The sequence below is a fragment of the Hydrotalea lipotrueae genome (genome assembly GCF_019249625.1).
Taxonomy (GTDB): domain Bacteria; phylum Bacteroidota; class Bacteroidia; order Chitinophagales; family Chitinophagaceae; genus Hydrotalea; species Hydrotalea flava.
The window spans coordinates 13,524-35,464 of record NZ_JAESDL010000017.1 but is presented as its reverse complement, the minus strand read 5'-3'; the positions used below and the strand labels follow the sequence as shown (position 1 = coordinate 35,464).

Here is a 21,941-nt window from a genome sequence, read left to right as displayed (position 1 = left end):
TATGAAATATGTATGGATTGCTTTGCTTTGGCCGATACAGCTTTTTGCACAATCACCTACCCATGAAATGGTTGCAAGATGGGAAGACATGGCAAATAATGTAACCATCATCAGGGATAATTGGGGCATACCACATATTTACGGAAAAACAGATGCGGCTGCTGTTTTTGGTTTGTTGTATGCACAATGCGAAGATGATTTTGATAGGGTTGAAATGAATTATATTGAAAAATTAGGCCGTATGTCTGAGATAAAAGGTGAATCTGCTTTGTATGATGATTTACTGATCAGGTTGCAAATTGATTCAGCAGATGCCCAAAAAGATTATGCAGCGGCGCCGCAATGGTTAAAAGCTTTACTCAATGCGTATGCCGATGGCATCAATTTTTATTTGTACAAACATCCGGAGGTAAAGCCCAAATTGCTATACTGCTTTAAACCCTGGTATCCACTTTTGTGGACGGATGGTAGTATTGGTGCCATAGATATTGGAGGGCTAAGTACAACTGAAATAAAAAATTTTTATGACAAGTTAAATGAGCCTGTAGCTAAAGTTGATACTGAAAATAACATCTTAACATCAGGTTCTAACGGCTTTGCCTTTGCGCCATCCCGAACAGCATCGGGTAATGCGATATTGTACATTAATCCGCATGTTACTTTTTATTTTAGATTTGAAGTGCAAGTGGCAAGTGATGAGGGGTTAAATGCATATGGTGCAGTAACTTGGGGGCAATTCTTTGTCTATCAGGGTTTCAACGAACATTGCGGCTGGATGCATACCTCCAGCTACGCAGATGCAGCTGATTTGTATGCTGAAAAAATTGTTCAAAAAAAGGGGCAATATTTTTATGAATACGAAAAGAAATGGTTGCCGGTAAAAGAAAAAAGTATTACCATTTCCTACACAACTGATAATGGATTGTCCTCAAAATCATTCACTACTTTTTTTACACAACATGGTACTGTAATGGCTGAGCGCAATGGTAAATGGATATCCGTTAAGGCTATGAACCGATCTATGACCAGCCTTATTCAATCCTGGGAACGCACAAAGGCCAATGGGTTTGAATCGTACAAAAAAATTATGGAGTTGTATGCCAATACCTCTAACAATACCGTTTTTGCAGATGATAAGGGCAATATTGCCTACTGGCATGGAAATTTTATACCACGCAGAGATACAGCTTATAACTGGGCATTACCTGTTGATGGCACTACTGCCGCAACTGAATGGAAAGGCTTACATACTTTAGATGAAATGGTGCATGTATATAATCCTGCCACCGGCTGGATAGAAAATTGTAATTCAACCCCTTTTACCGTATCGGGAAGCAGCAGTCCCTTGAAACAAAATTATCCGCGTTATATGGCACCCGATGGTCAGAATTTCAGAGGAATATTGGCCGTTAAACTTTGGAAAAATGCAACACAATTAACCATTGATAAGGTTATAAAAACAGCATATAATACACATTTAAGTGCATTTGATATTTTAATTCCTGCTTTGCTGAACGCATATGACGCTGAAAAAAATAATTATGCAAACCTGCAGCAGCCTATAGAAATTTTACGAAACTGGAATCGTGATGCCAATGCTACGTCGGTTGCTACTACATTGGCTATTGAATGGGCACAGCAATTATTACCTGCTATTATGCGCAATAATGGAGATGATGATGATCAGGTACAAAAAACTGAAAAATTTGTACAACAAGCCAATGCCGCTACCTTATTACAGCCACTTGAAAATGTGATTCAAAAATTAATTGAAAATTTCGGCACATGGCAAGTTGCCTGGGGCGATATGAACCGTTACCAGCGGTTAACCGGAAAAATAAATGAGCAATTTGATGATAGCAAACCCAGTCTGCCTGTTGGTTTTGCAGCTTCTACCTGGGGTTGTATTCCATCGTTTGTCAGCAGAACATTTAATGGAACCAAAAAAAGATATGGGTATAACGGCAATAGTTTTATTTGTGCGGTTGAATTTGGAAAAAGAATAAAAGCCAAATCATTGCTCACCGGTGGCGAAAGTGGTCATTTGTCATCTGCGCATTTTTCCGATCAGGCAGCCATGTACACCAATGGCATTTTTAAAGATGTGCTGTTTTACAAAGAAGATGTATTGCAACATGCCGAAAAAACCTATCATCCGGGTAGTTGATTCCATTTAATAATGCATTAGTTTTTGAATAGCAGCTTCTAATCTTGAACTGGCTAAAAAATTTTGTTCCAATGCCGTATTAAATGGAATGGGTGTATCTAAACTGGCACAGCGCAACACGGGTGCATCTAAATGCTCAAAACAATGTTCAGTGATCCATGCACTGATTTCAGCACCAATACCGCCTGTTAAGGTATCTTCATGCAGCACCAATATTTTACCTGTTTTATGAACCGTAGCACGAATGCTTTCATAATCAAAAGGCTGTAAAGATCTTAAATCAAGAATTTCAATATCTGTTTCAGTATGTTGCGCTGTATATTGTAATGCCCAGTGAACACCGGCGCCATAGGTAATAATACTCATATCATTCCCGGGTTTTATTACACGTGCTTTTCCGATAGGAATTTCATAGTACCCGTTTGGGACATAGCCACTAATACTCCTGTACAAAGCTTTATGTTCAAAAAATAAAACCGGATTGGGGTCTTTAAAAGCTGCAAGTAATAATCCTTTTGCATCAAAAGGGGTAGCAGGGTATACTACTTTTAATCCGGGTACATGTGTAAACCATGCTTCATTGCTCTGAGAATGGTATGGGCCAGCACCAACACCGGCACCTGTAGGCATGCGAATTACTACATCAGCATTTTGTCCCCAGCGGTAATGGATTTTTGCAAGATTATTTACAATTTGATTAAAGCCTACTGATACAAAATCGGCGAACTGCATTTCAACCATACTTTTAAATCCTTCTAAACTTAGCCCCAGTGCTGTTCCTATAATTGCGCTTTCACAAAGTGGTGTATTGCGTACCCGATTTTTGCCAAATTTTTCAACGAACCCTTCTGTAATTTTAAATGCACCGCCATATTCTGCAATATCCTGCCCCATCAATATCAGGTTAGGATATTTTTCCATTGCCTGATCTAATCCTTCTTTAATGGCATCTATAAGTCGATGTGGTTTTTGTTGAGATGGATGATGGCGCAATGATTCATCAGGTTCATCAATAGCTTCCACTGGGGCATATACATCCGCTAATTCTAGTGCTGTATTGGGTATAATGGCCGGTGCCTGAAATGCGATTTGCAATTCCAGCTCAATTTCTTTCCTGGTATTTTGTCTGATTTCATCTATTGCCTGTGCAGAAAGTATTTGCGCATCTAATAAATACTGCTCATAATTTTTTACCGGATCTTTTTCGCCCCATATCTCAAATAATTCATGCGGAACATATTTTGTGCCGCTGGCCTCTTCATGCCCTCTCATTCTGAAAGTCATGCATTCAATAAAATAAGGCTTTTGCTGTGTGATGCAATAATCCCTAACCCCACGAATGGTATCATACACTTCCAAAATATTATTCCCATCAATTTGAACGGCTTCCACGCCATAACCTATGGCTTTGTCAACCAAATTTTTGCAACGGTACTGCTCATTTACTGGCGTGCTAAGTCCATAACCGTTGTTTTCAATCAAAAAAATAACGGGTAAGCTCCATACTGCCGCTACATTTAATGCTTCATGAAAATCGCCTTCGCTGGTTCCGCCATCACCACTAAAGGCTAATGCTACTTTTTGTTTTTGTTGTAGCTGATTGGCTAATGCCACACCATCGGCTATAGCCAATTGTGGGCCAAGGTGCGATATCATTCCGCAAATAAAATGTTCTTTGCTTCCAAAATGAAAACTTCTTTCTCTTCCTTTTGAGTAACCTTCATTATTGCCTTGCCATTGCATAAACAATTTATGCAGGGGCATTTTACGGGATGTAAACACACCTAGATTTCTATGCAGTGGCATTATCCATTCATCGGGTTCTAATGCCATGGTAGCGCCTACAGCAATGGCTTCCTGACCAATACCACTAAACCATTTACTGATTTTTCCCTGACGCAGTAACAACAGCATTTTTTCTTCTATCAATCTGGGTAATAACAAATGCCGGTAAAGGTTTATTAAGTCGGTATCAGTAAGCGATTTTCTGTTAAATTCCATGGCAGCTCTTGTTTTAAAGTTCTAAATTACCGGTTATTCGCTGCAGGTATATCAATCTGCAAAAATGTTTTCAAAGTTTTTTAAAAGGGTATAAAAAACCCCATACTGTTTGGGTATGGGGCTATCAAAAATAATTGGTTTATTAGTTTCTGCTGCTGGCCAAACGGCTAAGCAGTTTTAATATTTCAATGTATAACCAAACAATGGTAACCAGCAAACCAAAAGCGCCGTACCATTCCATAAATTTAGGTGCTCCTTGCTCAGCGCCTCTTTCAATCATATCAAAATCCAATAAAAGGTTCAAGGCAGCAATAGCTACAACAAACAAACTGATACCAATGCCAAGCATACCGCCATTGGTAATACTCATAAATGGCATATTCACTCCAAAAAGGCCCAAAACAAGTGTAAGGCCATAAAAGATAGCGATGCCTAAAGTAGCAGTGAAAATAATGCTTCTTAATTTGTCGGTTACTTTAATAATCCTGAAACTGTACAGCAAAAACATAGCAAGTGCAACACCAAAAGTTAAGCCCACTGCTTGTAGTACCAAATTTGGATAATTTTTTGCAAACATGTCATTGATCATTGCTGAAATGGCACCAATAAATAATCCTTCCAATATGCCATAGGCCGGGGCAATATAACCTGCCCACATGGGCTTAAACATAATTGCAATAGCGGCAATTAAGCCACCAAAAACACCCACCATCATTAAAGTGGTAGTGGTGCCGGGTTGTCCGCTTTGGTAAGTATGCCAGGTATAAAAAGCGCCACCAATTACCATCAGCATTAAAAAACCGAATTTATTTAAGGTGCCTCTAACACTCATAATGCCTTGTGCATTGGCTTCGGCAGTAAGGCTGTTATTAAAAATTTTTTCTGTTAAAGTAGGGTTACCAGATTTAAAAATTGCCATAATTTAAATTGTTTTAATTCTTGTGTAAAGTTACTGCAATAATGTAAAAAGAGTCGTTAAAGTTATAATGGTTTTTTAAGATTGGGGTAATGGTCAACTGTTTCAAAAACGTAGTTGGAGTTTTGTTTTAACAGGCTAATAAATTTTTGCAATGAATCTGTAAAATTAGCATTTCTGAACATCCGGTCGTGTGAAAGAATCACCAGATGGTTTTTAGTATGGGTATAATTTTTTTCGAATGCATGATTGACCAGTTCCAACATTGTTTCCGGAGTTTGAATGGGGTTTGCCGTTTTATGGTTAAAGCTCCATTCTACATCCCAGCCAATTACATTGTAACCGGCACTATCTAACATTTTGCAAACAGGCCTTACCAGTGGTGATGTTTTTATTGAATTGGCGCCAATCCATGCACTGTTACCCGGCAAACGAATAATTTTGAATGGAATATTGATTGTTTCCTGTGCTTGAATAAAGTCATTAAACGCCATTTGTGGATGATGATAAAAATAAATGTATTTATTGCCGGCATGTGTAAAACTGTGATTGGCCAATAGTATTTGCGGATAATCATTGCGAATAGATGCCACTAATTTTTTCAGGTATACATCGTTTATCTGATTGCCTATCATAAAAAAAGAAGCTTTTACCTGTTCTTTTTTGATGGTTTCTACGCAGGCAGTTGTGCCATGTTGCGGGCCGTCATCAAAAGTCAGATAGATGTATTTTTTTGTTGTATCATATTGAATGGGCGTGCTGATAATGGTTTGCTTTTGTGCATGCATGGAATCCGCCAGTGCCACTATATCAGGTATTGAAAGAGCAAGAGAAGATAATTTTGCATTGGAAGGCTTTTCATTGCATGAAATGCTAAGCATGAATAGCAGCCCCATTAAACTTTTTAAGGATAAATTTTTTAGTAAAGAATCAGTCATATGTTACTTTTATACCCTGCAGGTGGTGCAAGGTAATGCGGTAATGTGTAATAAATGTTTAAAATGTTTCTAAATTGCTGCAAAACTGCTCAAATATGAACGGGTATTATGCTTAACTTCGTAACCAATTTTTTATAAAATGAACAGAAATGAGCAATTACTGCAGGATGTAGTAATCAAGTTCGCCGGCGATAGCGGCGATGGCATGCAATTAACCGGTCAGCAATTTACCAATAACACCGCTTTATTAGGAATTGATTTAGCAACATTTCCCGATTTTCCTGCTGAAATCAGAGCCCCCATTGGAACACTGCCTGGGGTAAGTGGGTATCAATTACATTTTTCTTCCAATAAAGTATATACACCCGGCGATATTGCTGATGTGTTGGTAGCAATGAATGCGGCTGCATTAAAAGTAAACTTGAAAAGTATTAAACCGGGTGGAAAAATTATTGCCAATATTGATGGGTTTGATGCAAAAAATTTACGCTTAGCCAATTATCCGGATGGCGTTAATCCTTTAGAGGATGGTAGTTTGGATAGTTATGAAGTAATTAAAATTGATGTAACCAAACTGACAAGAGAAGCACTTAAAGATTTTACCGATTTAGGCACCAAAGAGCGTGATCGTGCCAAGAACATGTTTGTGTTGGGTTTTATTTATTGGATGTACAACCGCACACTTGATAATACCATTGCGTTTCTGAAGGAAAAATTTGGTAAGAAAGAAAGCATTTTACGAAGTAATATTAAGGTATTACAGGCGGGTTATAATTATGGTGATACCACTGAAACATTTACTACGCGATACAAAGTAGAAAAAGCCAAACTTCCTGCAGGTACTTACAGAAGTATCATGGGTAATCAGGCATTGGCATATGGTTTAATTGCAGCCAGCCAAAAAAGTGAGTTGCCTTTGTTCTTAGGTTCTTATCCTATTACACCTGCATCTGATATTTTGCATGAACTCAGCAAGTATAAAGGGTTTGGTGTAAAAACTTTTCAGGCAGAAGATGAAATTGCTGCCATTAGCTCCAGTATAGGTGCCAGTTATGGTGGTTCTTTGGGTATTACCACAACCTCAGGTCCTGGAATGGCTTTAAAAGCAGAGGCGATGGGCTTGGCAGTGATGTTGGAAATTCCTTTGGTGATTGTTGATATACAACGTGGCGGCCCCTCAACCGGATTGCCTACAAAAACCGAGCAAAGCGATTTAATGCAGGCATATTATGGCAGAAACGGGGAATGCCCTATGCCCATTATTGCATCAGCTACACCCAGTGATTGTTTTGATGTGGCTTATGAAGCTTGCAGAATTGCCGTACAGCATATGACGCCGGTTATTTTATTGAGTGATGGTTACATTGCCAATGGTGCTGAACCCTGGCGTTTTCCAAAAGCAGCAGATTTAAAACCAATTGAAGTGGCTTTTGCTCCTGCTAAAACTAATGCTGATGAAAAGTTTCAGCCGTATGTAAGAGATGAAAAATTAGTGCGTCCCTGGGCTGTACCCGGAACTGCAGGATTGGAGCACAGAATTGGTGGATTGGAAAAACAGGATATTACCGGAAATGTGAGTTATGACCCCGATAACCACCAACACATGGTAAAAATCAGACAGGCTAAAGTAGATAAAATTGCCGATCATATTCCATTACAGCATTTAGACAGTGGTGCCGAAACAGGCGATTTGCTTGTAATTGGATGGGGTTCAACGTATGGGGCTATTAAAAGTGCCGTACTCGAATTGCAACAGCAAGGCTATGTCGTTAGTCATGCCCACCTTCGTTATGTACGCCCTTTCCCAAAAAATCTTGGACAAATTATTAAAGGATTTAAGCAGGTATTGGTACCAGAAATTAACAATGGACAATTGGTTAAAATTTTGAGAGACATATACATGGTAGATGCGAAAGGTTACAATAAAATAATGGGTATTCCAATTACTAAAACTGAGTTGGTAGCTGAAATGAGTGCCATGCTGAAAAAATAAATGAATAACTAAAATATTAAATATATAAAAAATAAAACTTTTAATCCCCCTCTCTTAATCCTATATCAAAAACCAAAACCCTCTTTTATTCGGAGGGTTTATTTTTATGATATGCAATAAGCTTATCAGTAATTTTAGCCATATCATAGGAAACATTGTGTATAAAATAATACTGATCAGTAATTGATTTTAAGGTAGAAAGATATGGCCTGGTTTCACTATTCAATTGTCCGGCATTAATTTCATTGGCTCTTATTTGCAATAAATCATTAATTTTTTGCTCGATGGTGGTTGTTTGAATGATTTTATTTGAAAAATCTGTTTGCTCAATTATCTTATCAGATTGCAATTGCTGAATGCCGCTATCAAAATATTGTTCAATCAATATTCCGATATCGTTTAATTCAGGTGTGATATATTGGTTGGTTAGTTGCTCCGCATAAAAATTTAGGGTAGCCAAATGCGCATTGGTAATATGCAACAACACCACTAATTGGTGTATTTGTGTAAGGTGATGTTGCTGATTTTTAGGTTCAGATAGCATTCTGTTAAAGCTGTCTGAAACATTGGCTATTGCAACCCAACTTTTTTTTCTGGAAAGGCGCATATCTGCCTTGTTGTATATTGCCCTTCCTGTAAAAATTTCATTTAAAGCTTTAAAATAATTACGTGTATCAGCTAAAGCCCGCACTATAATGGTATCTAATTGAACACTTTCCCAAACCGGAGGTAAAACATAACTAAAAATGAAAGCTAAGGCAGAACCAATGGCCGTATCAATTAATCGGTCTGTAATCAGTAAGCGATAATTATTGAAATTTAAAAGGTGATACAGCAATATAACATATAAAGTAATGGCAACAACGCTTAGCCGGTAATTGGTGCGCATAAAACTGTAGGCTACCAGCATACTGGCAGAAAGTATCAGTAATAAAATAGTATCGTTATGAATAAAGTAAAGTGCTATTGCACCAATCATTGCACCAATGATGGTGCCGGTTAATCTTTCTTTATTTCTTTTTTTGGTAAGATTATAAGCCGGTTTTAAAATTACAATTACAGTTAATAAAAGCCAGTAACTATGCCCTAGTAAAAAATATTGCGCTATGAAATAGGCTGCCAGGGCTGCTAAAGCAATTCTGAGTGAGTGCCTGAAAATATTTGAATGGAAAGTTAAATTATCTAAAACTACGTTAAATGATATCCGTTGGTGTGAAATGAAATCTTCAGGATTTGTTTCCTGAAAAATTTTACCGGGTATTTTAGTTCTGTAAGATGTATATAATTCGAGCGTTTTTATTCTTCCAGCTACTGCTTCTATACTGTCTAAAATATGTTTCAGGCTGATTAAAATTGGAATAGAATCTGCTGCGATATTTTTAGCATGCAACTGGCTGTATTCATTTCTAAGTGAACGAATGGTTGCACTAAAATCAGTGGGTGATTGAATGGCAGTACTACTTTTTAAAGCAATTCCCGCTTCATCTAAGTAATTTGCCAGATCGCTAATTGCATTGGCATAACCTTTTAGTAAATTTTGTGCAGGAAGATAGGCATGCAATGCCTGATAATTCTGATGCGAAGTCATTGAAATTTCCAGTAAATCGGTTGCATCTAAAAATGCCATCATTAAAATGTGGCTAACCGGTGTAGATTCTTTTACAAAATTTCTGGTTTTAAAAATTAGTTCGGCTGTCAGGTTTTGTTTTTCCAGAACGGTTGTTTGCAATTGCAATAGTTGTGCGTAAGTATGCTCTAGATTTGTTGCATCCTGAAAAAAAGATCCTTTTAAACGCAAATATCTGCTGATGGATTCCAGATATTCTCCTAATGCCTGTTGCATGATTTTGTAGGGACGAAGATTATACAGTGCCAGGCTTAACAGGCTATACCAAACAGCACCCATTCCAATATAAAAACTTACGGTTACAACATCCCTCCAATTATTGTAATGGTGTTCTGCCTGTAATACTAAAATCAATAAAGCTGCAATTCCAATAGAAGCGGCCCTTGTTCCAAAAACACCTAACATGGAAAATATAAAACACAATAAGGGTAATATGAAACCATATAACCAGTGGATTGGACTGGCGAAACCAATGATTAACGACACCAAAAACAGGATAATACTTCCGGCTAAAAATCCGTTTTTGCGATGGGAAATTGGGCCGGGATTGTCGCTAATGGCTATACCCAATGCGCCCAGCGACATATTAATGCCAATAGGCAAAGCATGAAAATATCCTGCAACAAGTGAAGGCAATAAAATGCCAAAGGTAATTCTTACCCCTTCGCCAACATAATAACTATTAATAAAACTGCGGAATTGTTTTAAATAATCCATACAGGTATAAAGTTATTCCCTTCACCTGCAAATCGTAAATTTTTTATTACTTCAATAAATGCGGAATAGTACAATAGTTTGATTTTCCGGGTGCTATTTAATTTTTTTTGTCGTAAACTGTTTTTGTTCCCAAGCCCATGCAGTGCGCATCATATCTTCTAAGCTGTATTGAATGTTCCAGCCTAATGTTTTTTTTGCTAATTCGTTATTGGCATAAATGACTACTACATCGCCCGGCCTTCTTGGGCCAATTTCATAATTTAATTGAACACCACTTACTTTTTCAAATGCATGTATGGCTTCCAAAACGGAAACTCCATTGCCGGTGCCTAAATTAAAAACATCGCAATAGCTTTTGTTTTTTTGAGCAATTAAATATTCCAAAGCAAGGGTATGTGCATGTGCAATATCACATACATGAATAAAGTCTCTGATGCAACTACCATCTCGTGTAGGATAATCGTTGCCATACACCATTAGTTTGGGTATTTTACCGATAGCAGTTTGGGTAATAGCCGGCACAAGATTCATGGGTTTACCAATGGGCAGTTCGCCCAAATGATTGGAAGGATGGGCACCTACCGGATTAAAGTAGCGTAATAAAATTGAAGTAGTTTCAAAAGCATTACTGCAATCTCTTACAATATCCTCACCCATTTGTTTGGTAGCTCCATAAGGCGATTCAGCTTTTTTGATGGGAAAAGATTCTGTAACAGGTATACTATCGGGATTACCATAAACAGTGCAGGAAGAAGAAAAAACAAAGTAAGGAATAGAAAATTCCTTTACACATTTCAGCAGATTGATTAATGAAAACAGATTGTTTTCATAGTAAAACAAAGGTTGTTCAACCGATTCACTTACGGCCTTATAAGCTGCAAAATGTATAATTCCTGTAATATCATGATGTTCTTGAAATACCGCTTGTGTTTCATCAAAATTCTTCAAATCAACTGTATAATTTTTTATTTTTTTTCCGGTAATCAATTCAATGCCATTTAAAGCAGTAATGCTTGATCTTGAATTATCATCAATAGAAATTACTTCATATCCGTTTTCAATTAAATCAACAATGGTGTGTGATCCAATATAGCCGCATCCACCGGTAACTAATATTTTCTTCATATTATTCAAACTATTTTGAGATTCTCAGTTATACTAAGCTGTTGTGTAATATTATTTTCATTCATTTCAATGAAAATATAAACCGGTATAAAGTTATACCCTGATTGTGTAAATATGGAAAGATAGCCGTATAAATTTATGTGCAAACGTTAGAATAAAAAATTTGCGCCATAATAGAACAATGCAGCCATACCTGCTGAAACCGGGATGGTTAGTATCCATGCCCAAACTAAATTGATAGTGACCCCCCAGCGCACTGCACTTAAGCGTTTGGTGGCTCCAACGCCAATAATGGCACCGGTTATGGTATGGGTAGTACTTACCGGGATGCCAAAAAATGTAGTTAAAAATATGGTTAATGCACCACCACCTTCTGCACAAAATCCTTCTAACGGGGTAACCTTTGTAATTTTTGTACCCATGGTTTTAACAATGCGCCAGCCGCCAAACAAAGTACCCAAAGCTATTGCCGTATAACATGCAAAAGGCAGCCATTCGGGCATGGCAAAATTGTGAATAGAACCAATATTTGGGTTAGAAGATTTTTCAAAAAACCATAAACCGGCTAAAATTAAACCCATGGTTTTTTGTGAATCGCCACCGCCATGCGCTAAGCTTAATGCACCAGATGATACCAATTGCAAACGTTTAAACCATCCTTCAGCTTTAGAGGGGCGGGCATTTTTTGCCACATTAACAGTAATAATGGTGATGATAAAACCAAATATTAATCCCAAAATAGGGGAGAGTACCATGAAAACTAATGCAGTTATAATGGGGCTGCTGTTTACGCCATCTAATCCGCCACCGGCTGCAATGGCTGCACCGGCTAAACCCCCAATTAAAGTGTGAGATGAGCTGGAGGGGATACCAAAATACCAGGTAATTAAATTCCAGATAATAGCAGCAACGGTTGCAGCCATTAATACATGAAAATTAATTATATTTTCTGCAATGATGTTGGCAATAGTGCCGGCTACTTTGTGTTCTTTAAAAACAAAATAGGCAATAAAGTTAAAAGAAGCTGCCCAAACTACTGCCTGTAAAGGTGTGAGTACTTTTGTAGAAACGATGGTGGCAATGGAGTTGGCAGCATCATGAAAGCCATTAATAAAATCAAATATCAGCGCAAGTACAACAAGTGTAACCAATAAAATCATCATATCTCCTGATTGCTGTTAATAAGTTTAGTTTAAGCCATCAATGCCGATTAAGCATATTTGATGATAATGGATTCAATTACATTAGCGGCATCTTCGCATTTATCTGTAGCAATTTCCAATACCTGATAAATTTCTCTCTTTTTAATCACTTCTTTGGCATCATTCTCTTTCTGAAAAAGCATTTCAATGCTCATATCAAAAACATCATCGGCCTGATTTTCTATGGAATTTACTTTTACTAATGCTTCAGTCATTTTTCTCAAATCTTTCATATCGCGAAGGCCATATACTGCTTTTTTAATTTCATTGCAACCCTGGTAAATTAATTCAGCCATTTTTTGGATACCGCTGTCATTAGGGTTAATATGGTAGAAATTAATTTTTTTGGAAGAGGAATAAATATAATCTGCAATATCATCTAATGCAGTGGCCAAATAGTGAATATCTTCCCTATCGAAAGGGGTTATAAAATTTCTGCCTAATTCGGTAAAAATTTTGTGGGTATGGTCATCATTTTTGTGTTCTAAATCTTCAATTTGTTTAATAAGTGGTGCCCTTTTATCATGTTCCGGTTCTGCTACCACTTTTTTAAGCATATCTGCCATCTCACAAACGGTATCGGCTACCTGCTCAAAAAGTTCGTAGAAAATTTTGTTTTTGGGCATGAAAATCCTGCCAATCGTGTTTAATCCCATAATCGAAAAAATTTGGACAAAAGTAAAGCTATGGATTTGAAGCCTTGGGTAAAAAAAAGAATTAATAATTTGTTAATACAGCCATTTAAACTTTGGCTCCAAAATGTTAATGATTTGGTTGCATTGAATTTACATTGGCTTCACATTGGGCTCTTTATTTTGCATTCAGAATTTAGTTCATAGTTAAAGCGCAACAAGAGTACAGTAGATTTTCTCATGACCGGCCCTTATTTTCATAGGGGCTTTTTTAATTTCTTTTGGTAGAAAGGGTAAACCCAACCGATGTACCTACATCAATTTTGCTTCTTATATGTATGGTTTGGCCATGTGCTTCAATAATGTGTTTGCAAATGGCTAATCCTAAACCTGTACCGCCTACATTTCGGCTTCTTCCCCGGTCGGTTCGGTAAAAACGTTCAAACACTCTGGGTAAATGCTCTTCAGCAATGCCAATCCCATCATCACTAATTTCAACTAAAACATGCATGCCATCGGTTTTATAAATACTGGCTATAATAGTACCATTGTTTTTACCGTATTTGGTGGCGTTTATCACTAAGTTATTGAGCACCTGCCTTATTTTTTCTTTGTCGGCAAATACAATTATGGGTGCTTCACATCCTTTTTTAATGATTGTTTTTATTTGTTTGGCTGCAGTTTTTATGGAAAGGGCTTCAAAAACTTCCCTGATTAAATCCTGAATAATAAAATTTTCTTTATACAGGGGTTGTTCACCACTTTCTAATTTCGAGATCTCATCTAAATCTTCCACTAAATTTACCATTCGGTCAATATTTTTAGAAGCATTTTCCAAAAACTTTTTATTGACTTCCGGATTTTCAATGGCACCACTTAATAAAGTATCTATATAACCCTGAATGGCAAAAATGGGTGTTTTAAATTCATGTGCTAAATTTTGAAGAAATTCTTTCCGGTAAGCTTCATTTTGTTTCAGCAATTCTATTTCAGCACTTTTTTGTTCTGCCCATTTTTCTACATCTTCTCGTACCTCATCTATTCCCTTTTGTGGTAATATATATTTATAATAGGTTTCTTCCCTTTTACTGGCTTTGGTTTGATAAATGAATTTATAAATTAGCTTGATTTTTCGGTAAATGAACGATTCCAGCACAAACCCGATGAGATAATAACTACCAATAAAAGTGAGTACAAATGCTGCTGCACCAATCCATACATTTTCAATTAAAAAAAATGTAAATCCAATAGGAATGGCCAGAAATAATGCGGTTAAGGCAGATAGTTGCTGGGGCGATAAATTTTTGGTTTCTAACATAGTGGCTAATATGCATAAAGCTAAGCAGCAAATACTTTTATAACAAGCATGGGAGGAATTATTTTCAGTTCGTAAACTTATATATCAAATTTATAGCCTACACCTTTTACAGTGGTAATACAATCTAAATTTAACTTTTGCCTGATTTTTCTAATATGCACATCAATGGTTCTGTCGCCAACAATTACTTCATTGCCCCAAACCTGCGAAAGTATTTCATTCCTTAAAAATACCCTGCCCGGTTTAGCCGCCAGCAGAAATAGTAATTCAAATTCCTTTTTTGCCAGCATTATTTCACGGCCATCTATTTCAACCACAAATTTTACAGGATCGATGGTAAGATTCCCCACTTTCAGTGGTTTGCCATCTTCTTTTTGTACCCTTCTAAACAGCGCATTTACCCTGCTGATGAGCATTTTGGGCGATATGGGTTTGCTTACATAATCATCTGCGCCGGTTTCTAAACCTTTAATGTGCGATGGTTCATCACTTAATGCAGTCAAAAAAATGATGAGGGTATGTTGAAACTGTGGTTGCGCTCTTAAAATAGCACATACTTCAATGCCAGTTTTATGCGGCATCATAATATCTAAAATAATTAAATTCGGTTTAACCAATTTGGCTTTTTCTATGGCTTCATCTCCATCTTTGGCAGTAGTAACTGCATATCCTTCTTTGGTTAAATTGTAACTGATAATTTCTAAAATATCGGGTTCATCGTCTGCAATTAAAATTTTTTTAGCTGCTGTTTCCATGATAACATCAAATTTACACAAATTTAACTTACAGTTTTTGCATTCATCTACAAGGCCCAGATTATCTAATTGTTAACTCCATTAACGAAAAATTTGCATAATTGCATTTATTTTTGATGATTATGCGAATCATTCAAAAGGTTTACCTATCCGTTTTATGTTTGCTGGGTGTAATGGTCTTGCAGGCGCAACCCGAATTAGCAATGCCGGTTATACCGCATATGCGCCAGTTAATTCACGATAATATAAAAACGGCCGAACAAAATATTATTAACCTTACGCCGAATAAGGATCATTTATTTGCACCAACTAACAACATTGATGTTAATTTACAAATTACCCAATTGCTGCATACCACTGTTCATAATATGGCTGCAGCGGTTGAATTAGACAGCACTATTAGCAATAATGATAAATACAAATGGTTAAGAGGTATTTACAGCCTTTTAGAAAGTTTTACTACAGCTTATAAAGCCGGATTAATAAAAGGAATTATGCTGGGCGATTTGATGGTAGTTTACGAAAATGCAATAGCCTTTGAAAAAAATCACCAATCTATAGCCCCGATTGTTAATGCTAACGATATGGCAATTGGAAATCTACTGATCAGCAATTTTGCCTTGCAGGATAATATTGGGCTAAATGATGCTAAAAATATTTTAGTACTAAAAAACTGCCAACAAAATCCGGATAACATTTTAAATATTATAGGAAATCATTTGAATTTGCCTTTTGCCGATAGCCTCATAACTGTTGTGGCGCACAGAAATCCGGATATGATTTATGATTATCTCGGTGCAGGAAATGAACTTTCGCAAAAAATAAAAAAAGTAAATGATGCATTGGTGCAAACCATTTATCAAATAGAAAAATTGCCCGGTGGCCGTATTTATTTCGCTTTTCTGGATGAAATTTATCACAAACAAATTACTATTGATTCAATACAGAAATTAAAAGATACCGACGACCCCTTTTATAAATTATTGGTGAATACAGAAATAAAATATGCAGCCCGTATGCAAATGGGTGATACACCTTATGCCAAACAAGTGTTAACCGATAAACTGAAACAAAAAGCTGTTGAACATTATATTAATGAAATTAATGGACTGCATGAAGAACCACGCGATGCTGTTCGGTTTAAAGTATTAGATAATTTGGCGCCTCAAGATTTATACTATTTATGTGTTTTGGGTGAAGATGATATTTATACCAGCAGCTATCTGGGTGTGTACAACCGAATTTTTCCACGCATGGCCATTCCCCGATCAGATACTTTATTGGCATGGGTACATGATGATTTTTACAAGAAGTTTATTCGCATGGCCGCTGCGTATAATGAGCTGGATGATTTTTTAAAGCGAATGGATAAATCAACCGCTCAAAATTTAATTAAGCGCTTTGTAAACGGTCTGGAAAAAACCACCACATTGGAAGATGCGGTAGATGTTGCTGATTCTTATGCCAGCATCAATGATCCCGGAATAAGAAGCCTGATGTTAAAGCAAGTGCAACAGCAACTGCAATACAATCAAAAAAAGCGAAATGAAAGAGGCATTGTAATTTATAACATATTGAATACCATTTTTTTATCGATGGATCCTGCCAATCACATTGATGTTTCAGCAAAATTGGGAATTATTCCGGTGTATGAAATGCCTTTATCATTATTGAAAGATGCCTCAGGTAAAGTAATTATTCAGCAGTTTTTTTACGGAGATAAAGACGGTAAAAATATATTTAATGCATTTTTGGCCAATTTTAATAATGGATATTGGCGTGTTGTAAATAAACCGGAATGGGTAGAAGTAAAATCAATGAAAGGCGCACCTATTGAAATTTATGCCAACAAGCCTTTAGATGCGCAGCAGGATTTAGATGATGCTGCTCAGCAGCACCTGTATAGTTATTTAGATTCAGCCAATATAGAACCTACGGTAGTGATTCATCGTGGCCACAGTTATTATGTAAATTCTACCATCAAAAGGTTGTTCCCTTCGGCAAAAGTGGTATTATTGGGCAGTTGTGGTGGTTACAATAGTTTGAATGATGTTTTAAAAATTTGCCCAGAGTCACATATCATTGCATCTAAACAAGTGGGTACGGGTGTGGTGAATATGGCATTGATAGAAACTATTACAGAAACTTTGCGACAGGGTAAAAATTTAGACTGGGCTAAAATCTGGAGCGGATTGCAAAATAAATTTACCGGCGGTTATAAAGAAAAATTTGATGATTACGTGCCACCGCAAAACAATTTAGGAGCCATGTTTATTATGGCATATAATAAAGCCATTCAAAAAGCTAAAAGTCAGTAAGATATTATGATTGCAGGAAGGGGTTGTAGCGCAACTCATGCCCAATAGTAGTGGCAGGTCCGTGCCCCGGGTATGCCACTGTATCTTCTGGTAAAACAAGCAATTTTTCTTTAATGTTTTTAATGAGTTGATGGTGGTTGCCTCCGGGTAAATCAGTTCTTCCAATACTTTCTTTGAAAAGCGCATCGCCTGCAATTAAAATTTTTTGCGGTGCATGATATAAGCAAATACTGGCAGGTGAATGACCTGGCACTTCAAAAATTTCAAATTCATCCTCATCTAAATATATTTTATCTCCTTCCTGCAATAAATTAATGTTTCCACTATAGTTTTCAAATGGCAAGCCCCATTGCTGGCCCGAAATGGGTGCCATTTCTAACATGGGTATTTCATCTTTATGTGCCCAAAGTTCAATTTTATAATGTTCATGTACCCATTTATTTCCAAAAACATGGTCTAAATGGCAATGTGTATTAACGAGCAACGAGGGTGTTAATTGTTTTTTTTGAATATAATCGCTAAAAACCTGTTGTTCTGAAGAAAAATAAAATCCCGGGTCAACAATTACAGCGTTTAAAGCATCATTATAAATAAGGTAAGTATTTTCCTGTATGGGGTTAAACGTAAAAACTTTAATGTGCAACATGTACTTATTTTTAAATTGATAATGGGTAATTACTTAATTTTAACAAGTATTGAGGAATTAGAAATTAATTGACCAATATCTTCACTTTAAAATTTTGGACAAACGTTTCTGATGCCCCGAATATTTTTAAATTCTGACTGGATATGCAAATGAAATCAATCATTCATAAAGTTACAATCTTATTATTTATCATTTTACCGGTAGCGGTTACGGCACAGGTAAATATGGTTGAATTTGGTAAAAACAGGGTACAGTTTAACAAATTCAAATGGAAATTTTACCAGTCACCTAATTTCAATACCTATGTTACACAAGGTGGTACTGAATTGGGAAAATTTGTAGCACAGGTTGCAGAAGATAATTTACCTGAGTTAGAAAAATTTACCGAGTATAGTTTGCAACGCCGCGCCAATATTGTGGTGTACAACAGCTATAACGATTTTAAACAAAGTAATATTGGAATTGGCATTGATTGGCAAAATGCCGGTGGATTAACCAAATTGGTGAACAATAAAATTGTAGTTTTTTTTGATGGCAATCATAATCATTTAAGAAATCAGATCCGAGAAGGAATTGCCAAAGTATTAACCGATAATATTTTGTTTGGAGATGATATTGGTGAATTTGCCAGTAATCAGGCTTTATTGGATTTGCCGCAATGGTTAACAGATGGTTATGTAGCTTATGTTGCACAGAATTGGAGTACAGAGAAAGATGATCAGTTAAAAAGTGCCCTGTTAAGTGGTAATTATAATAATTTTTACCAGTTTGCATTCGATAAACCGCTTTTAGCCGGCAACGCGTTCTGGTATTACATAGCCGAACATTACCGAAAAGAAAATGTAACTTATTTTTTATACTTAGCCCGTATCTACAAAAGTTTGAATAGTGCTTCTGAAAAAATTTGTAAGAAAAAATTTAAAGAGGTATTAGATGATTTCATGCAGCAAATGCAAGACCGCTATTATAAAGATATCCGGCAAAGAAGAAATGCGCCAAAAGGTGTTTTAAGTGTATCGGAAGATGTGAGCAAAAATGATTATTTCCGTTTTCAGGCAAATCCCAATCCACGCAATAATAACTATGCCGTAGTTGAATTTAAGAAAGGTGTTTACAGGGTTAAATATGTTGAAAATTTTTACGACACAAAAATATTATTAGATTATGGCGTTCGTACCAACGAAGGGGACATTAATCCAAATTATCCCATTTTAGCATGGGATGGCAAAGGAACCCGGCTTTTAGTAATTTATTGGGATAAAGGAAAAATTAAAATGTTTGTATACGATGTATTAGCCCGTTATAAAAGGTTTAAACAGGAAATTACAGGATTTGAGCAGATTAATGATGCGTCTTTTATGCTCGATGCCAATACCCTTATTTTAAGTGCAGTTAAAAATGGTCAGACAGATTTGTTTATTTATAAAATTGATGACCAGAAAATAGAGCAGGTAACCAATGATGTGTATGATGAATTGTATCCCAATTTTGTATCTTTCCCCAACAGATCCGGTATCATTTTTTCCTCTAACAGACCCAGCCCTTCTGCCCCCAGTAATGATACCGTTTTGCCAAGCCGTTACCGTTTCAATATTTTCCTGATTGATATTTTAAACAAAAGCAAAACCAAACAAATTACACAACTTACGAATTTAAAATATGGTAATGCTACTTTCCCGATGCAATACAATACCAATCACTTTACTTTTGTGAGTGATGAGAATGGAATTGGTAACCGTTGGGCCGGTTTTTTCTCTACCAAACGGGATGGGCTTGACACATTGTATTATATTGGTACCGAAATGTTGAGAAATCCTTCTGTAAAAGAGTTGGATTCTACCTTAGCCGCCTGGCGTAAACCCGAAGCCGATAGTATCAGTTATTTTCAGGTGTATAAAGATTCTACTTATACTTTCCCTATTACCAATTACCAGAGTTCTTTACTGGAATCAAGAGTATCGGGCAATAACGGCCAGGTAAGCGAAACCCGACAGGAAGGTGACTTTAAATTTCTTTACAAATTAAAAGTAGATGAAACAGCATTGAACAGAAGAAACGTGAATGCCCGGCCTACACAATACATACAAGAGCAAATGAATGCACAAAAAATTGCACGGGGTAATCCGTTAAATTACACCAATAATTCCAAAAAGAAACTGCCTGTTGCATTAGTTGATACGGTAAAACCAGCACCAAAAAACTTTTTTCAAAATGAATTTTCAAGTGAAGCCGATACTGCTACCTCCCAATCAGGTATTTCGAACACCAATATTTCAGGAAACAATGCCACAGGAACTAAAAATCAACATAACTATTTACAAGAAACCAAACTGTTTAATTATCGTTTAAAGTTTAGTGCCGATTATTTGTTGGCCGGTGTTACTAATAACATATTGGTAAATCGTTATCAACCTTATGCAGGTGGTGCCGGCCCTATTCAGTTGAACAATGGAAGTGCCATTAACTGGAGCTTCCGCGCAGGTGTCAGCGATTTGATGGAAGACATTAAATTTATTGGAGGTATTCGTTTCGGCACTTCTTTAAAAGATAAAGATTTCTTTTTCTCCTTTCAAAACTTGAAAAAACGGGTTGACTGGGGTGTAACTTATTACCGTAGTACCCAAACTAATTTCTTTAATACCAGCCCTTATGATAATCAGTTAATTACCAACTTGTATCAATTTAATGTGGCCTATCCATTTGATGAGGTAAGAAGCCTGCGAGCCACATTCGGCTTACGTAAAGACCTTGGCGTTATAAAACCTGCAGATCAGTTTTCACTCAAGGTAAATGATACCAGTGCACAATATTTAGTGGGGCATATTGAGTACGTTTATGATAATACCATCAACCCGGCACAGAATATCTGGAATGGTTTGCGCTGGAAAGTATATGCCGATATTAATGAGCCCATTGCCGGAACTACCGGTGGCAGTGGTAATCAAACTTATAACTTAGGCTTTGATGCACGTAACTACTACAAAATTTATCGCAATTTTATTTGGGCAACAAGGGCAGCAGGCGACTTTAGTTTTGGCAACCAAAAAATTATTTATTACTTGGGTGGAACAGATGGCTGGGTAAATCCAAAGTTCAATAGTGCCAATCAGCCTGCACCCGATCAAACCTATGCATTTCAATCGTTGGCTTTAAATATGCGGGGTTATAATCAAAATGTTGCCAATGGTAATAATGCAGTGGTGATTAATAGTGAACTTCGGTTTCCTTTATTTTCAACCTTGTTTAACCGCCCCATTAACAATGCCTTTTTAAGGAATTTTCAATTGGTTCAATTCATTGATTTAGGTACCGCATGGAACGGAAAATTTAATGGCATTAAACGGCCTACTGAAATATTTCAACCTGCCAATCCGGCTATTAATCCTATTACAGTACGCTTAGATGCCGGTGGTTTAGGCCCATTTGCCGGTGGTTATGGATTTGGTGCAAGAAGTACTTTGTTGGGTTATTTTATCCGTGCCGATTTGGGTTGGCCAATGAAAGGCTTATTTAGAGGACCATCTGTATTTTATTTATCACTTGGGTTAGATTTTTAATGAAATGAATATGATATGCTTCAATAAAC

14 protein-coding genes are annotated in these 21,941 nt (G+C 36.7%); 4 read left to right on the top strand and 10 right to left on the bottom strand.

Translation table 11 applies throughout. From position 1 onward, the window contains the following. Position 1 precedes the first annotated feature (1 nt). Positions 2-2,167, top strand: coding sequence for a penicillin acylase family protein (locus JK139_RS10700; RefSeq protein ID WP_218331271.1), 2,166 nt, complete (start codon positions 2-4; stop codon positions 2,165-2,167). Positions 2,168-2,173: 6 nt separating this feature from the next. Here JK139_RS10700 and JK139_RS10695 read toward each other — a convergent pair whose 3' ends face one another. The 3 genes from JK139_RS10695 to JK139_RS10685 form a co-directional block, all read right to left on the bottom strand. Next, positions 2,174-4,168, bottom strand: a complete 1,995-nt coding sequence (locus JK139_RS10695) for an alpha-ketoacid dehydrogenase subunit alpha/beta (protein WP_218331270.1) — start codon at positions 4,166-4,168, stop codon at positions 2,174-2,176. 142 nt (positions 4,169-4,310) lie between these two features. Continuing rightward, on the bottom strand, positions 4,311-5,087 hold the full coding sequence (locus tag JK139_RS10690) for a Bax inhibitor-1/YccA family protein (RefSeq protein ID WP_218331269.1): 777 nt from the start codon (positions 5,085-5,087) through the stop codon (positions 4,311-4,313). Between the two features lie 62 nt (positions 5,088-5,149). Next, positions 5,150-6,022 carry a polysaccharide deacetylase family protein gene (locus tag JK139_RS10685; RefSeq protein ID WP_218331268.1) on the bottom strand — a complete coding sequence of 291 codons (873 nt, stop codon included), beginning with the start codon at positions 6,020-6,022 and terminating at the stop codon, positions 5,150-5,152. A gap of 139 nt (positions 6,023-6,161) precedes the next feature. Between JK139_RS10685 and JK139_RS10680 the strand changes: the two genes are divergently transcribed. Then, positions 6,162-8,015: a 2-oxoacid:acceptor oxidoreductase subunit alpha gene (locus JK139_RS10680; protein ID WP_074420280.1), complete on the top strand. Its 1,854-nt coding sequence runs from the start codon at positions 6,162-6,164 to the stop codon at positions 8,013-8,015. Between the two features lie 85 nt (positions 8,016-8,100). On the opposite strand, the gene JK139_RS10675 is transcribed toward JK139_RS10680, so the two are convergent. The 6 genes from JK139_RS10675 to JK139_RS10650 all read right to left on the bottom strand — a co-directional run bounded on the left by JK139_RS10675 (position 8,101) and on the right by JK139_RS10650 (position 15,391). Continuing rightward, on the bottom strand, positions 8,101-10,359 hold the full coding sequence (locus JK139_RS10675; RefSeq protein ID WP_074420279.1) for an FUSC family protein: 2,259 nt from the start codon (positions 10,357-10,359) through the stop codon (positions 8,101-8,103). Between the two features lie 93 nt (positions 10,360-10,452). Further along, positions 10,453-11,484, bottom strand: a complete 1,032-nt coding sequence (gene galE / locus JK139_RS10670; RefSeq protein WP_074420278.1) for a UDP-glucose 4-epimerase GalE — start codon at positions 11,482-11,484, stop codon at positions 10,453-10,455. A 149-nt stretch (positions 11,485-11,633) separates the two neighbouring features. After that, positions 11,634-12,647 (bottom strand): inorganic phosphate transporter, encoded by a 1,014-nt coding sequence (locus JK139_RS10665; protein WP_068245085.1) that lies wholly within the window; start codon positions 12,645-12,647, stop codon positions 11,634-11,636. A gap of 47 nt (positions 12,648-12,694) precedes the next feature. After that, a complete protein-coding gene (locus tag JK139_RS10660; protein ID WP_068245082.1) occupies positions 12,695-13,342 on the bottom strand; it encodes a DUF47 domain-containing protein in 648 nt (215 codons plus the stop codon). Between the two features lie 247 nt (positions 13,343-13,589). Next, complete coding sequence (locus JK139_RS10655) at positions 13,590-14,636, bottom strand: sensor histidine kinase (RefSeq protein WP_074420277.1); 1,047 nt, start codon at positions 14,634-14,636, stop codon at positions 13,590-13,592. Positions 14,637-14,713: 77 nt separating this feature from the next. Further along, a complete protein-coding gene (locus tag JK139_RS10650) occupies positions 14,714-15,391 on the bottom strand; it encodes a response regulator (protein ID WP_074420276.1) in 678 nt (225 codons plus the stop codon). Positions 15,392-15,513: 122 nt separating this feature from the next. Here JK139_RS10650 and JK139_RS10645 point away from each other — a divergent pair, with 122 nt between their 5' ends. Next, positions 15,514-17,709 carry a hypothetical protein gene (locus JK139_RS10645; protein WP_218331267.1) on the top strand — a complete coding sequence of 732 codons (2,196 nt, stop codon included), beginning with the start codon at positions 15,514-15,516 and terminating at the stop codon, positions 17,707-17,709. A 4-nt stretch (positions 17,710-17,713) separates the two neighbouring features. Here JK139_RS10645 and JK139_RS10640 read toward each other — a convergent pair whose 3' ends face one another. Then, a complete protein-coding gene (locus JK139_RS10640) occupies positions 17,714-18,355 on the bottom strand; it encodes an MBL fold metallo-hydrolase (RefSeq protein ID WP_074420274.1) in 642 nt (213 codons plus the stop codon). 143 nt (positions 18,356-18,498) lie between these two features. Between JK139_RS10640 and JK139_RS10635 the strand changes: the two genes are divergently transcribed. Continuing rightward, the gene (locus tag JK139_RS10635; protein WP_228733205.1) at positions 18,499-21,912 is read left to right on the top strand and encodes a BamA/TamA family outer membrane protein; all 3,414 of its coding nucleotides are present in this window, start codon (positions 18,499-18,501) and stop codon (positions 21,910-21,912) included. Positions 21,913-21,941: the final 29 nt, after the last annotated feature.